15 protein-coding genes and 1 pseudogene are annotated in these 14,387 nt (G+C 57.4%); 4 read left to right on the forward strand and 12 right to left on the reverse strand.

Annotation, left to right across the window (positions count from 1 at the left end; all coding sequences use genetic code 11):
• Positions 1-51: 51 nt before the first annotated feature.
• On the reverse strand, positions 52-561 hold the full coding sequence (locus tag M2367_RS04385; RefSeq protein WP_224430631.1) for a GNAT family N-acetyltransferase: 510 nt from the start codon (positions 559-561) through the stop codon (positions 52-54).
• On the reverse strand, positions 558-914 hold the full coding sequence (locus tag M2367_RS04390; RefSeq protein WP_224430630.1) for an MmcQ/YjbR family DNA-binding protein: 357 nt from the start codon (positions 912-914) through the stop codon (positions 558-560). Before M2367_RS04390 ends, M2367_RS04385 begins: the two co-directional genes overlap by 4 nt.
• A 108-nt stretch (positions 915-1,022) precedes the next feature.
• On the opposite strand from M2367_RS04390, the gene M2367_RS04395 reads away from it, so the two are divergent.
• Complete coding sequence (locus M2367_RS04395; protein WP_259235926.1) at positions 1,023-1,811, forward strand: alpha/beta fold hydrolase; 789 nt, start codon at positions 1,023-1,025, stop codon at positions 1,809-1,811.
• A 199-nt stretch (positions 1,812-2,010) separates the two neighbouring features.
• Here the strand turns inward: M2367_RS04395 and M2367_RS04400 are convergent, their stop codons facing one another.
• The 9 genes and pseudogenes from M2367_RS04400 to M2367_RS04440 all read right to left on the reverse strand — a co-directional run bounded on the left by M2367_RS04400 (position 2,011) and on the right by M2367_RS04440 (position 10,056).
• Positions 2,011-2,469 (reverse strand): hypothetical protein, encoded by a 459-nt coding sequence (locus M2367_RS04400; protein ID WP_259235927.1) that lies wholly within the window; start codon positions 2,467-2,469, stop codon positions 2,011-2,013.
• A 266-nt stretch (positions 2,470-2,735) separates the two neighbouring features.
• Positions 2,736-3,206, reverse strand: coding sequence for a hypothetical protein (locus M2367_RS04405; RefSeq protein ID WP_259235928.1), 471 nt, complete (start codon positions 3,204-3,206; stop codon positions 2,736-2,738).
• Positions 3,207-3,388: 182 nt separating this feature from the next.
• Entirely contained in the window at positions 3,389-3,631 is a 243-nt protein-coding gene (locus tag M2367_RS04410) for a hypothetical protein (RefSeq protein ID WP_259235929.1), read from the reverse strand.
• The gene (locus tag M2367_RS04415) at positions 3,628-4,272 is read right to left on the reverse strand and encodes a nucleotidyltransferase domain-containing protein (RefSeq protein WP_259235930.1); all 645 of its coding nucleotides are present in this window, start codon (positions 4,270-4,272) and stop codon (positions 3,628-3,630) included. Before M2367_RS04415 ends, M2367_RS04410 begins: the two co-directional genes overlap by 4 nt.
• A 482-nt stretch (positions 4,273-4,754) precedes the next feature.
• Positions 4,755-5,072: pseudogene (locus M2367_RS04420) on the reverse strand (lipocalin family protein); the annotation flags it as partial.
• A gap of 42 nt (positions 5,073-5,114) precedes the next feature.
• On the reverse strand, positions 5,115-5,555 hold the full coding sequence (locus M2367_RS04425) for an SRPBCC domain-containing protein (protein ID WP_259235931.1): 441 nt from the start codon (positions 5,553-5,555) through the stop codon (positions 5,115-5,117).
• Positions 5,556-5,669: 114 nt separating this feature from the next.
• The gene (locus tag M2367_RS04430) at positions 5,670-6,761 is read right to left on the reverse strand and encodes a lipocalin-like domain-containing protein (RefSeq protein ID WP_259236209.1); all 1,092 of its coding nucleotides are present in this window, start codon (positions 6,759-6,761) and stop codon (positions 5,670-5,672) included.
• A 161-nt stretch (positions 6,762-6,922) separates the two neighbouring features.
• Positions 6,923-9,367, reverse strand: coding sequence for an FtsX-like permease family protein (locus M2367_RS04435; protein ID WP_259235932.1), 2,445 nt, complete (start codon positions 9,365-9,367; stop codon positions 6,923-6,925).
• Positions 9,361-10,056 (reverse strand): ABC transporter ATP-binding protein, encoded by a 696-nt coding sequence (locus M2367_RS04440; RefSeq protein WP_396021397.1) that lies wholly within the window; start codon positions 10,054-10,056, stop codon positions 9,361-9,363. Before M2367_RS04440 ends, M2367_RS04435 begins: the two co-directional genes overlap by 7 nt.
• 238 nt (positions 10,057-10,294) lie before the next feature.
• Between M2367_RS04440 and M2367_RS04445 the strand changes: the two genes are divergently transcribed.
• From M2367_RS04445 to M2367_RS04455, 3 genes are all read left to right on the forward strand, one after another.
• Positions 10,295-10,759: a DUF4357 domain-containing protein gene (locus M2367_RS04445; protein WP_042042166.1), complete on the forward strand. Its 465-nt coding sequence runs from the start codon at positions 10,295-10,297 to the stop codon at positions 10,757-10,759.
• 162 nt (positions 10,760-10,921) lie between these two features.
• Positions 10,922-12,352: a sodium:proton antiporter NhaD gene (nhaD, locus tag M2367_RS04450; protein WP_224430624.1), complete on the forward strand. Its 1,431-nt coding sequence runs from the start codon at positions 10,922-10,924 to the stop codon at positions 12,350-12,352.
• A 73-nt stretch (positions 12,353-12,425) separates the two neighbouring features.
• Entirely contained in the window at positions 12,426-13,004 is a 579-nt protein-coding gene (locus M2367_RS04455; protein WP_224430623.1) for a pyridoxamine 5'-phosphate oxidase family protein, read from the forward strand.
• A gap of 110 nt (positions 13,005-13,114) precedes the next feature.
• Here M2367_RS04455 and M2367_RS04460 read toward each other — a convergent pair whose 3' ends face one another.
• The gene (locus M2367_RS04460; RefSeq protein WP_042042162.1) at positions 13,115-14,314 is read right to left on the reverse strand and encodes a Bcr/CflA family multidrug efflux MFS transporter; all 1,200 of its coding nucleotides are present in this window, start codon (positions 14,312-14,314) and stop codon (positions 13,115-13,117) included.
• Positions 14,315-14,387: the final 73 nt, after the last annotated feature.

The raw sequence follows: 14,387 nt of genomic DNA on the forward strand, positions 1-14,387 counted from the left end.
TCATCGAAAAAATCAGGGCGTATTCTAGTGGCCAGGCTCAGCTTGGCAAGCTCATCCGTGTAAGTTCAAGTGCAGGCGGTGACGGGTGAAGCTGACACCGCCCCGGCTTACCTGCTCCAATCCGTCCAGCTCAAAGCCATGGCGCAGGAACAGCGGATAGCTGAACAGGCTCGCTTCGGTGTCGATGCACGTCAGGCCCAGGGCCCTGGCCTCTTGCAGCAGGCGGCGAATGAGCAAACTGGCCAGTCCCCGTCTGCGCAGCTCCGGCGCCACATAGAGCAGGCCGAGATGGCCATCCGGGCTCAGGGTGATAAAGCCCTGCAAGGTGTCGCCCTGCTCCAGTACCCAACCGAGATGAGCCTGCAACTGGTCGGCAAAGCCGGGATGCTGGCCCCCCCGGGCCCACTGCTCGACCTGCTCCGGGCTGTAGTGCTCGGGGCCAAGTTCGCGCACAGTGCGCTCGAACAGGTCTGCGAGGCGCGGGATGTGGGCGGCGCACAGTGGCACGCAGCGCAAGGTATCACGCTCTTGGCTGCCTGATGATGGTTGCGATATCGTCATGATTTCACCGCCTGCGGTCGTTTGGCCTTGGGCAAACCCGCCACCACCCGCTCATAGGAGTGCAGGATCCAGCCCTGCCAGAGCGCGGCGTCCAGACTCTCGCTCAGGGTCACCGTATTCCAGTGCTGCTTGTTCATGTGCCAGCCGGGTTTCACTTCGGGGTGGATCTCGCGCAGCAAGAGCGCCAGCTCAGGCTCGCACTTGAGGTTGATGGTCAGCGGCTCGGCCTGCCAGTTGACCAGGGCGAACATCTTGCCGGCGATGCGATAGACCAGGAACTCCGGGCCGAAGGGGGTATCCTCCTGGGCGCCGGGCAGGCTGAGCAGAAATTCACGCAAAAGAGAGAGGGTCATGCGGGGCTCCGTGCTGGTCCGATGATGAGTGACAGCATATTCAGCGGGGCGCCCCTTCTGTTAATATGCTCGCCGAGTATATCCCTCAACCCCCCGGGAGCCCATAAGATGTTGTACCACAAGACCTTTGAGCTTGGCCCCGATCGGGATTGGGTGGTGTTCGTGCACGGCGCCGGTGGCAGCTCCAACATCTGGTTCAAGCAACTGCGCGCCTATCGGGAGCACTTCAACGTGCTGCTGCTGGATTTGCGCGGCCACGGCCAATCCCACCAGTTGCAGCAAGTGGTCAAGGGGCACTACAGCTTTCGGGCCGTGACCGAGGACATCCAGCGCCTGCTCGATCACCTGCGCATTCCCCGCGCCCATTTTGTCGGCATTTCCCTTGGCACCATCCTCATTCGCCACCTGGCCGAGCTCTGCCCCGAGCGGGTCAAGAGCATGGTGCTCGGCGGCGCCATACTGCGCCTCGACATCCGCTCCAGGGTGCTGGTGCAGCTCGGCCGGGTCGGCCAGCACATACTGCCCTACATGTGGCTCTACCGGCTGTTCGCCTTCATCATCATGCCGCGCCAGCACCATCAGGAGTCCCGCAACCTCTTCGTGCGCGAGGCGCGGAAATTGTGCCAGAAGGAGTTCAAACGCTGGTTCCGCCTCGCCGCCGAGGTCAACCCCTTGATGCGCTACTTCAAGGAGCGCGCCCTGCCGATCCCGACCCTCTATGTGATGGGGCAGGAGGATCACATGTTCCTCTCCCCGGTGCGCGAGCAGGTCGCCCGCGACCCCTACAGCCAGCTCGCCATCATCGAGAACTGCGGCCATGTCTGCAATGTTGAGCAGCCGGAGCACTTTAACCGGCAGTCGTTGGCGTTTATATCCAGCCAAACGATCGCGGCATAAGCCAATTAATGGAGAAGGTTGGGCGTAGGTTGGGTTGAGCGAAGCGAAACCCAACACGGGAAGACCTCGTTGTAACAGGATTCGATAACTGCCATCAGGCAAGAATAGATAACCGCCCCGAGTATTATCTCAACGCTGTTATGGTGATATTTATTAATCCACGACGTCCGAATATGCTCTGCCATTCTAACATAAGGCCCTACACTTGCTTACTTTTGGCATTGTTATAGCCGTCGTTTACGATAACGGACATCCATAGAAATGGAACTGTTAATATAAACAAACACAATGGAGACTTTAATTCACCAAGTACTGGGTAAAATGTTGTTCCTAAAAGACCACAAGCCAATGTTGAGCCGGTGATAACCCTATATAAGCAAGCTAAGCTAGTTCCTACATCATTCAATATGGGATAAACTGAGTGAAATAATATTTTTATCTTTTCATAATATCTTGGTGAAAAAAATCCTATATGTGAAACCAGAAAATGCGTGAGAGCCAATATAGAAAAGTAATACACAGTCGTGTGAGATGTATCTATTGCCCTCAAGTAATCTGTAATACCTATTACACCACTGCGTTCAAACGCAATCAAACAAGGGATACCTCCTAATATAAAAGATACCAATAACTCTCTTCCAAGAACTTTAATCTTCATTTGCCTTCTATCTCTGGCATATAATAATTGATAAGAAGCGCGGTGATTCTCGCCCTTTTGGATCTTGATTTGTTCGTTCTTGTCTTGCTACCAACTCTTGATATGCCATCAGATGTTTGACATGGCAGTATCTGAACATCTGATTTCTCTTTCAAGTCTTTTGGCTAAAATGTTGCCGCAACATTATTAATTAATTTGACATCCGTTTGCTCATAAGTGTGGATGGTTCATATTTCCCTGGCTGATAGTCTTCCTTAAACCTATTTTTAGGTGACTGTGGATGAGGATTTAATCAATACAACTAAAAGAGTTAAAAAACTTGAGGTAAACAAAGTTATATAGGGCCCCCATACAAGCCATCGTTTTTTATCAAATAATGATAAATAATCTGACAAAGATGGAGGCTCAATTTTTATTTTTAATCCTTCTGAAGGGGGAATAAAATCTCCACCAAGAAAAAAAGAGTTTAAGCTACTTTCTATTTCATGAGATCTAGATATAAGTTTATATTCCACAGTACGAATGCCAAATTCAAACCATGCAATCGGAATTAATATGAATGCTGATAGTAAAACAATTCCGCATGAGTTATTCTCAAATGCATACGCTATAAGTGCACTCCAAATGGCAACGCCCCACATCCTCACTTTCCATGCAGTTTCAGCATTATTATTTGCAAGACTTTGAGTCAGTTCCCAACATTTTAAAAGTACATCTTTTCTACTGTTATCATCCATGGCTAATCTTCTAAGTATGTTATAAGAGCTATGGCTTTTTCATTGCTATCAAAACCACTACTGAGTATGTTTAGTATAAGGTCTGTGAGATCATTTTCAATGAAATATACTAGTTCATTACAATCATCCGTATAATCTTTATCGGATAAAATATTATAATGGTTTAGTGACGCTCTGAGGCTTTACAAAACAGATTTTTTATATTCTGGGAGAGTGTAGCTATAGTTTGAATTAATTATCATCAATGCATGAGCTTCATTTTTAGCTCTTTCGTTAAAGAAGTAAGTTATCGCTTGCTCATATATTGAGTCGAATATTACTTTTATTTTCTTTCTCATTTCATATGATTTTTTCTGTCTATTTTCACTATCGTAATACTCATAAAAAATAATTGAAAGCGCTGCAATCATATTGTCATTGATCATATTTTTCCTTTGGATATATTATTGTATAATTTTTGAAGTAATAAACCAGCATCTATTGAGTGAGGGTCTACACCCAAGTCAACATTTAAACCCCTTACGCTAGAATCATAAAATGATTGTAATAATAAAAAGTCAGACGTTGCATCGTTAGATTCTATCATCATTTTTATACATTTAACTTTGTTAAACTCAAAGACACCTGCATTAGCTAACATAAAGATACAGTAATTCTTCATCATTGGGAAAGCATTTGCTAATGGAGAATAAAACATCCCATTGAAAATTGAAATGTCACTGTATATCTCAATGTCAGATTTTATCCTGTTTATCTCATCATCAAAGTTATCTTTTAGTCTGAATTGTTTTTTGCATTCAGACCATTCAACCTCATTCCCAGATAATAATATTCCCTGTTCAAAAATGTGATGAAGAAACAAACTTCCCATGTCGTAATATTTTTTAAATAAAGCGTAATCGTACTTAATATAATTGATAGGTAAATCAGGAAAATCATATTTTTTTAATATAGAGTCTGCTTTATCTATGTCACTTTCAATGAGTAAAATATCAAGGTCGCTATTCTTGTGTGAGTCTCTTCTTGCAACCGATCCAAAAACCACTATAAATGAATTTTTATTCACGTTTTTCCTGGTTATAAAACAGTTGTTTGGCTGGTTATTATATGGATAATTTATATGAAATAAGTAATTTCTATTTTTAATATATCAAATGATATTTAAACATCACGAAGAATTTAATCTCCTAGGCTACCCCGTTTGATCCACATTATGGATGTATGGAATAGTTCCTTATTATCCGACCACAGCTCTCACTGGTACCCATTCTTTATTCCAATGTCAGCAAACAAGATAGCTACCGCACGGATTAAGCTTCCGTTGTACTTTTTCTAACCGGATTGAAGAGGGGTAAACCATAGTCGCTCCCTGTCTGCCTTTGGTGCCCAGAGGGCCGGATGAGTAGGGTAGCAAGTGTGTATCTCGTTGTTGAGCGAAACGTTTGCCTTAGCGGGGAATTTAAGCGCATTTTTGATGGGGATCAGAAATTGGGGAGGGTGCTGGCGGTTCGGAACAAGGTACAGCAGAAAACAGGGTAGGCCGTTGGCTCAATCCCCCGTCATCTCCAGATAGCCGAGCCCTTGGGCATCCCCCTCCACGGTCACAGCCCCCTCCCAATAGTCGAAGCGGCCCGTCATGGCCTGATTGGGCTGGCGTGCCTTGATAAGGAGATTCAAATCGGCGGCTTCCAGCTGCCACTCGACGGGGTAGGACTGGCTCTTGGGGCCGCGCCAGGTCTTGCCCGGGGTGAGGACGATGGAGTCAGGCGACAGCAGCCGGCTGCTGCCGTCCCGCTCGATCAAGATGCCGTAGCGGTTCTCCGGCTTGTTTTCTGGATTGGCGCGGCCCGCTTTGGTGCGCAGGCGAGGCGCTCAGGCCGCCACTTCCCATATCCTGGGGCTGGTCGTTCAGGTGTTCGGGGTGTCGGGATAGGGCAGACCCTTACCTGTCTCAAGGTAGCGTTTGAGACTGGTTCCTATAAAGTAGGCCCATCCCTGCTGGCAGATCTCGAAGCAGGGGGAGGCGCGATAGCCGGTTTGTGCGAAGGCGAGGCGGGTGCCCCCCTGCTCTGGGCTTAGGGAGAAGCTGATGGTGGTGCCTACCCAGGCATCGGTATCCTGCATATTGGAGCTGGTGCAGCGCCACAGGACCCTGTGACTCACTCTGTCTTGTTCCATATCGAGTTCGACGCACCAACCATAGCCACTCCAGCCAAATACCCCCCTGCCAGCCACTATGCGGGCCTCAGTGGTCCACCACCCCTGGATCTGCTGCTGCTCCATCAGGGCGGCCATGACCCTCTCCAGGGGGACCTCGATCCAGAACGAATGCCGAATATCACGCATCATATCAAGCTCCTGTCATCTCTTGGATTGCATCCCGATGGGCGGGTGGTGGGTAGCCAGCTTGCTCCTCTGCAGAAGAGGGAATTAGAGGGTAGCCCCTTGTCTGGCCTGCGGCCATCAATACCCCGTCATCTCCAGATAGCCGAGCCCTTGGGCATCGCCCTCCACAGTCACAGCCCCCTCCCAGTAGTCGAAGCGGCCGGTCATGGCCTGATTGGGCTGACGCGCCTTGATAACGAGATTCAAATCGGCGGCTTCCAGCTGCCATTCGACGGGGTAGTCTTGGCCCTTGGGGCCGCGCCAGGTTTTACCCGGGGTGAGGACAATGGATTCCGGGGCGAGCAGCCGGCTGCTGCCGTCCCGTTCGATCAAGATGCCGTAGCGGTTCTCGGGCTGGTTTTCTGGATTGGCGCGGCCCGCTTTGGTGCGCAGGCGAAACAGCATCAGCTCGCGGCCATCGTTTAATTGCAGGGAGAACCAGTCCCAGCCCGATTGCCAGTCGGCCAGTACAGAGCTGCTCCATTCGTGATCGAACCAGCCTTGCCCCGTCACGATGCGCGCCTCCCCGTCGAGGGTCAAAGTGCCGGTCAGCGCCAGTCTGGGGTAGGAGTAGTAGAGGGAGGCGTTACCCGGGCTCTTTTCGCTGTAGCCCTCCTTGCCTTGCAGCACCATGGGTTTAAGGGCGTTTACTCGCAGATCCAGCTGACCAATCTTGCTATCGACCCTGAGGGTTGCCGGAAAGAGATCAGCCCCTCGGGTTGCCTTGTGGGAGCGCAGTGACCACTCCCTGAGCCAATATTCCCCCTTGCTGGCCCCCGCCAGCCCCGGCCCCTGGCGGCTGCTGCGCTCGTCCTGCAGGTGCTTGCCTGTGGCGAGATCCGTGATGGCAAACTGCGCGAGCCAGAGTTGAGGGCTGAGCCAGGGATTGCCGCTGGCCCCCTCGCTGTTGGTGGATATGCCCTGGCCAGCTACGCCGTGGCGAAACAGCGTCCATTGCAGGCCATAGTCACGCCCCTGTTCATCCTTGAGGTTGCCGGTGAGATACCACCACTCGGATCTGTAGTCCGGGTGGGCCCCGTGATCCCGGGGCAGTTGCACGATCTCCCCCGGTTTGACCTTTCGTGCGCCATCCTCTTGTGCGCCGAGCACCTCCCTTAACGGATCGGCCCGGGCGAGGCTTGGGGCCAATAATGCCAGCCAGAGCGCCATCACCGCTGAGCCAAGCTGCTTGTTGGTCGGTGTGACGAGCCCGGCCAGCGGATGAGCATGGCGGGTCTTGCACAGTTGGCTCTCCTTGCCACCCGCGATGAGTCGGCCAGTGTCGAGGGGCTGATCCATGGGGTTCTCCTTGCCGTTTTCGAGGGGCTGGTTCATATGGCCTTCCTTGCCGCCAGCCAGGCGGCCAGGGCCGAGGTGAGCGGCGCTAGCGAGAGGGCAGTAGCGGCGTGCAGGGGGGCGGGTTCAAACACCAGAGTCCAGCCAAAGGCGCGGGGGTTGACCACCTCAATCAAGATCCAGGCCAGGCCATAACCCACCGGCAGGGCCAGCAGGGCGGTGAGCAGACCAAGGCCCGCCCCTTGCAAGATGAGCAAGCGGCGGCAGCGGGCAGCGGTGAAGCCCAGGCTTTGCAGGGTGCGAAACTCCGGGGCCCGCGCCAGCCCCAGCACCATGAGTGACGAGGCGATGCCGATAAAGGCGATGCCGAGGATCAACAGTTTGAGCAGCTCGGTCACCGCGAAGGTCTGCTCGAACACCTTGAGGGCGGCCGTGCGAATGGCGGGGGCGAACACTTGGCTGGCACTGGGCTCAAGGGCCCGCAGCCGCTGACTCAGGGCCTCAGGGGTGGCAGTGAACAGCGCCAGGGAGTGTGCCGCGCCCGCCTCGAACTCATGGAGCAACTGGCCCTTGTCACTGCTGTAGTCGCGATAGATGCCGCTTATCTGTACCTCTCTGGGCCCGCTTGATGTCTCAACGGAGAGCCTCTCCCCGACCGTCGCGGCAAAGTGGTTGGCGAAGGGCTCGCTGGCCAGCACCTGATCGTTCCCCGTGGGCCAGTGACCGGCCAGCAGGGGATAGGCGCGACGCATGGGAGGGATCAGGTCCATCTGTACCCACTCTATCGCGTGCTCGCCGACGCGAGCCAAGGTGGTGCTGCGCCGGGATAGCTGTGTCAGCTCGGGCAGGGCTTGAATGGCGGCCAGTTCATCTGCGGTAAACCAGCCCCGCTCACCGGGGCCGCGGGCGGGGGGGCTGACATAGAGATCCGCCACCAGCCGCTGGCCGAGCCAGAGCTCCACGCTGGTGCGAAAGCTCGACACCATGACCCCGATGCCGATAGCGGCGGCGATGGCCAGTTGCAGGGCCATCAGGGCGATGGCGGTGCGGTTCAGGTGATAGCGGGTCTCGGCCATGGCCAGACGCAGGGAGAGGGGCCAGGAGTGGGAGCCCCGGTTGGCGAAGCGGCTGAGGAGCCCAAGCAGCCAGCGCAGTCCCTCAGGCAGCCAGAGCGCCATGGCCAGCAACCAGGCCGCCGCCATCAAGAGCGCGCCGATAAGACCAGTTGCTGGCCAGACGGCGCAGAGCCCGCACAGCAGCAATAACCCAGAGGCCGCCGTGCGGCGCCAGCGGGTGCGGCCAGGGGGTTGCGGGGGGCTGTCTCGCAAGGTCAGCGGCGGTTGGCGCAGCAGCTGCCACCAGCCGGGGAGGGCGGCGAGCAGGGCGCCCCCCATACCGATAGCGGCGGCCTTGAGGGGCACCCAGGGCGAGAGGCGCAGCATCTCGATGGGGTTGGGGCCATAGAGGCTGGCCAGGCTCTGGGAGACCTGGCCCATCAACGCCTCGGCCAGCACCATGCCCAGCAATATGCCAAGGCCGGTGCCGACCGAGGCGATGAGCAACAGCTCAAGGGCGAGCAGGCGCAGCAGCCGATAGGGCGTCGCCCCCAGCATCAGCAACTGGGCCAGTTGCGGGCGGCGCACGCTCTGCACGAAGCTCATGGCGTTGAACACCAGGAAGAGCCCCACCGCCATGGCGAGCAGGGAGAGGGCGCTGAGATTGAGGCCAAGGGCATCGCCGAGCTGACTGGCGTCCAGGGCCGGGCTGATGGGCACCAGCCAGAGCGGGGCGGGCAACAACCCCTGCACGGCGGCGACCTGGGGGGCCGTCAATTTGAACAAGATGGCGTCGAGTCGCCCACGCTTGCCGGTCAGCTCCTGGGCGATGCCGATGTCGGTGATGATCAGCTGCTCCATGGGCAGGGCGCCGGGTGAAAAGGTACCGGCCAGGGTGAGGCGCAGTGGCGCCGCCCCCTGGTTGAAGCGGTGAAAAGCGCGCGTCTCGCCGACTCGCCAGCCCAGTCGCTCGGCCTCACTGTTGGCCAGCCAGACGCCCTTTTGCACCAGGGCCTTCTCCCCTGGGCGCAGCGAGAGGCCGGGCAGTGCTTGAGCCGCATCCTGGGAGAAGAGGGATCGCAAGGGGCCCGGGTTGAACAAGTCCATGCCGAGCAGTTGCAGGCTGCGTCCCTGCTCATCCTTGAGCCAGTCGCGGGTCTGGGGCATGGCCTCGAGTCCGGGCAGACTGCGCACCAGTTTGACGTAGAGGGCCTCATCGAGCAGGGCGCCGGGCGGGGCAGAGAGCCGGTAGTTGGCCTCCCCCGCGAGCTGGCTGCGGGCGGCGAGGAAATTGCTGCGTGCACTCTGGTTGAGCAGGTCGATGGCCACCACCAGGGCGCTACCGAGCAGCAGCCCGCACAGGCTCATCAGCAATAGCCAGGGATGACGGCGGTAAAGCCTCAGCAAGGAGAGAAAGATCAGCATGGGGAGGCAGGTTGAGGTGGATGGCGCTCGACGGGTTGCAAGCGGCCCGCACTCAGCCGCAACACGCGATCGGCCAGGGCGGCGTAGGCGGGGTTGTGGCTCACCAGCAGCAAACCGGTGCCGCGTTCGCGCACCGCAGCGACCATGAGCGCCATCATCTGATCGGCGTTCTCCTCATCCAGGCTGCCGGTGGGTTCGTCGGCCAGGAGCCAAGCAGGATGGTGGATCAGTGCCCGCCCCAGCGCCACCCGTTGTCGCTGGCCGCCGGAGAGTTGCTCGGGCCAGGCGTGGCGTTTTGCGCCAAGGCCGAGCTCGTCGAGCAGCTGCGTCAGCGCCGCCTCATCCTGGGGCTGACCGTTGATCTCCCTGGGCAGTCGCAGGTTCTCGGCCACGGTCAGGGTCGCCAGCAAGTTGAAATCCTGATAGACGATGCCAAATTCGCGGCCCCGCAGCTGCGCCAGTGCGTGGGAAGACAACAGATCGAGCCGGGTATCGCCGAGCCAGATCTCGCCGCTGTCGGGGGCGATAAGACCGGCAATCAGGTTGAGCAGGGTCGATTTGCCGCAGCCACTCTGGCCGAGCAGCAGGCAGATCTCCCCCGGCATCAGGCAAAAATCCACCCCCTGCAGCAGGGGCTGCCTTGTGCCGTCCCCCTCGAACCCTTTGTGGAGTTTGACAACCTTTAACAGACTGACCTCCTTGATCCTGTTCTTGTGGATCTGGTTGAGCCTTGGCATGTTACTCTCCCTGAGCCCGCCGACTGACTCGGCGGCGCGTTATCCGAGTCTGGGGCCACTATAGGCCAAGGGGGAGGCGCTCGTCTTGGGCGAGGCGTGATCCGGGCAGCAAAACGGAGCGGGATCCTGTCTGGATCCTGCCTGGCAGAGCTGGGTAGAATAGGGCATCGTGGCTTAGAGGATGGCAAGGATGTTACACAAGCAGGTCAATTTTATCGTCGATGGCAAGGGCAACAAGCAAGCGGCGGTGGTGCCCATCGACATCTATAACGAGCTGATGACACTGCAAAAAGCCCTGGCAGAGACCAAGCCGGGCGAGCGGGAAATTTATCACTTCAGCGGCAAGGGGGCAGAGGCCCACGGTTACCCGGTCGGCAAGCGGCAAAATCCGGGCTTCATGGTGTTGGCGGGCTCCACTGCCAATGGGGTGGATGCGGCCTCCCTGCGCGAGGCGGTGATCGAACTGCGTGAAGAGCTGCTCGCCAAGGGCGTGCTTGCCCCAAAGGAGCAGGGCTTCCTCTTCACCCAGGATCAACTGTTCAATAGCCCGAGTCTCGCGGCCAGCCTGGTGGCGGGCAATAACCGCAGCGGCCTGGATGCCTGGCACAACAGCAGCGGTCATACCCTGAAACAGTCAGGTTTCGGAAAAAAATAGCCAGGATGCCGGGCTTTTCTGGAGCCTGGCCAATTGCTTTTCCCAGGGCTCAACGAGGTGCGTGTTTTCGGGCAGCAATACTGAAAAGCTTGATATGGATACAATTTATTTTTGTATCGGCTGCTAGCATCAAGGCCGACAGTTCTCAACGGAAGAGCAGTTATGTCTGGTTTTATACGCCTCATGGCCCTGCTTGGGCTCAGTCTGTTTTCCTGCGCCAGCGTCGCCAACAGTGGCGGCATTCCCCTGACCGACAGCGGTGTTGGCTGGTTTGCCGTGGCCATCTTCGTCTTTGCCTATGCCCTGGTGATGGCCGAAGAGTACCTGCAACTGCGCAAATCCAAACCTGTGTTGATCGCGGCCGGTATCATCTGGATATTGATAGGCATCGTCTACGCCGAGCAGGGGCTCAGTACCCTGGTCCACGACGGGTTTCGCCACAATTTGCTGGAATATGCCGAGCTGATGCTGTTCCTGCTGGTGGCCATGACCTACATCAACGCCATGGAGGACCGGCTGCTGTTCGACGCCCTGCGCGCCTGGTTGGTGCGATCGGGCTTCGGGCTGCGCACCTTGTTCTGGCTCACCGGTGGCTTGGCCTTTTTCATTTCGCCGATGGCAGACAACATGACCACGGCGTTGTTGATGTGCGCCGTGGTCCTCAAAGTGGCCAATGGCGATCGCCGCTTCGTCAATCTGGCCTGCATCAACATAGTGGTGGCGGCCAATGCGGGCGGGGCCTTCAGCCCCTTTGGCGATATCACCACCCTGATGGTGTGGCAGGCTGGCAAGGTGCAATTCGGCCAGTTCTTGTTGCTCTTTATTCCCTCTTTGCTCAATTTCCTGGTGCCCGCCCTGCTGATGAGCCTCATGGTGCCGCGCCATGCCCCCAATGCCCTCCGTGAGGTGGTGGAGCTCAAGCGGGGAGCCCGCACCATAGTGCTGCTCTTTATCCTGACCATAGTGACCGCCGTCCTCTGCTATCACTTCCTGCTGCTGCCCCCTGTGCTGGGCATGATGATGGGGCTGGGTTATCTGCAATTTTTCGGTTTCTACCTGCGCAAGACGCTGCCAGGTTCCCTGGCGCGTAAGCGCGCCCTCTACGAGCGCACCGGCGATCATGAACGCTTGCGGCGCCTGGGATCGGTCGTGCCGTTCGATGTATTCAACAAGATAGCGAAAGCCGAATGGGACACCTTGCTGTTCTTCTACGGGGTGGTGATGTGTGTCGGCGGGCTCGGCTTCATGGGCTATCTGGAGCTGGTCTCCCACTTCCTCTACGAGGGTGGACAGCAGACCTGGGCCAACATCGCCATCGGGCTGCTCTCTTCCATGGTCGACAACATCCCCGTGATGTTTGCCGTGCTGTCGATGGATCCGAATATGCCCCTGGGGCAGTGGCTGCTGGTGACCCTGACGGCGGGAGTGGGGGGGAGTCTGCTCTCCATCGGATCGGCCGCCGGGGTGGCGCTGATGGGGCAGGCTCACGGCATGTATACCTTCTTTGGCCACCTCAAATGGCTGCCTGTCATCCTGCTTGGCTATCTGGCGAGCATAGGTGCTCACCTGTGGCTCAATAGCGCCCTGTTTTGATATGCTCGTCCCCAGGAAAGGCGCTCATCAGGAGCGCTGCGTCATCGCCTGATAAAGCTGAGGGAACAAGCAGATGGGACAGTTATTCGAGGCGCTTTCACCGCGTCATTGTGCCTTTATCGAGGCGCAGAAGATCTTTTTTGTCGGCACGGCGGCAGAGGAGGGCACCGTCAATCTCTCGCCCAAGGGGGGTGACTCTGTGCGGGTCATTGATGGCAACACCCTGGCCTGGCTCAATCTGACCGGCAGTGGCAACGAGTCGGCGGCCCATGTGTTGCAGAACCCGCGCATGACGGTGATGTTCTGCGCCTTCGAGGGGGCGCCCATGATACTGCGGGCCTATGGCCAGGCACGGGTACTGCATCGCGGCGATCTGGACTGGGATGAGGCGATGGCGCTGTTTCCCCCCAGCGTGGCGGCCCGGCAGATCTTCTTGCTCGACATCGATAGCGTGCAGTCCTCTTGCGGCATGTCGGTGCCGCTGTACGACTATCAGGCTGACAGGGTGGACTTGGCCAACTGGTCGACGCGTCAGGGCGAGGAGGGTATCCAAGCCTACTGGCGCAAGAAGAACCAGCAGAGTCTGGATGGCTTTGAGAGCGAGATAGTGGCCCGCAGCGGCCTGGCGGCGGTGCAAGACCCCGAGCAATAAGTCAGCGCGCTCCCCGCGCCAACCCGCTCTGCTACCGCTAAAACCCGGTGACAGGAGCACGAAAAAGCCCTGTCTGAACAGACAGGGCTTTTTCGTGGGAGAGACAAGCCTCAGCTTGTGGCGGGACGTCTGCCGGCCAGCAACCAGTAGCAGAGGGTCGCCCCCAGGCCACAGCCGGCGATGGCGATGGCCATGGGCAGGGGAGATTGCGGCGGGTTGAGGTTGACCAGGATGCCAACCAGGGCGCCGACCCCGAATCTCAGGGTGCCCGCCAGGGCAGAGGCGGTACCCGCCGCCTGGTGAAAGTGGCCGAGCAGGCCCGTCATGGCATTGGCTCCCACCAGACTGATGTGGCCGACAAACAGCACTATGGGGATGACGATGCCCCAGAGGCCGCCGCTCTCACTCCAGGCGTTATAGACCAGCAGGAGGCCGGCCAGGGGCAGCACCGTCAGACCGTATTGCAGCATGCGCTCCGAACCCACCCCCTTCACCAGTCGGCTGTTGGCAAAGGTCACCAGCATCATCAGCAAGATATTGAGGCCGAACAGCCAGCCATAGTGCTGGGTCGGCACATGGAAATATTCGATATAGACATAAGGGGATCCACTCAAAAAGGCGAACATCCCCGAGCTGGAGAGGGCGCCGCACAGCACATAGCCCATGGCGCGGCGGTGGCTCAGCACGCCCCAGTAGTTACGCAAGATCTGACCCAGACGCAGGGGTTGGCGCAGCTCGGGCTTGAGGGTCTCCTGGATCTTCCACTGCATCACCACGCAGATCAGCAAGCTGATGGCGACCAGCAGCCAGAAGATGAGGCGCCAGCTGGCATGGGCACCGATATAGCCGCCAATGATGGGAGCCACCAGGGGGGCGAGGGTCATCACCAGGATCACGAAAGACATGGCGCGGGAGAAGGCATCTTTCTCGAACATGTCACGGAGCAGGGCATTGACCACCACAGAGCCCGCCGCCCCTCCCGCGGCTTGCACCATGCGCCAGGCCAGCAGTTCGGGCAGGGAGTCCGCCATGGCGCAACCGACCGAGGCGATGGAGAACATCACCAGACCCGCCAGTATCACCGGCTTGCGGCCAAAGCTGTCGGCCAGCGGGCCATAGAACAGCTGGCCGATGGCAAAACCGCCGAGGAAGGCGCTGATGGTGAGTTGGGCGCCATCAATGCTGGTGGCCAAGTCCTGAGCGATGTTGGGGATGGCGGGCAGATACATGTCCACCGCCAGCGGGGTGAGACCGGCGAGGGCACCGAGCAGGATAAACAGGAAGCGTGGCGAGAGGGGCGTCTGTGGCATAGAGAGTCCGGGGTTGGGATGACGGCGTGACAAAGGGGTGAGTCTAGCAGCTTTGCCCGGGCAGCGGCCACAT

Origin of the sequence: Aeromonas sp. BIGb0445 (assembly GCF_024809075.1) — a bacterium.
GTDB lineage: Bacteria > Pseudomonadota > Gammaproteobacteria > Enterobacterales > Aeromonadaceae > Aeromonas > Aeromonas rivuli.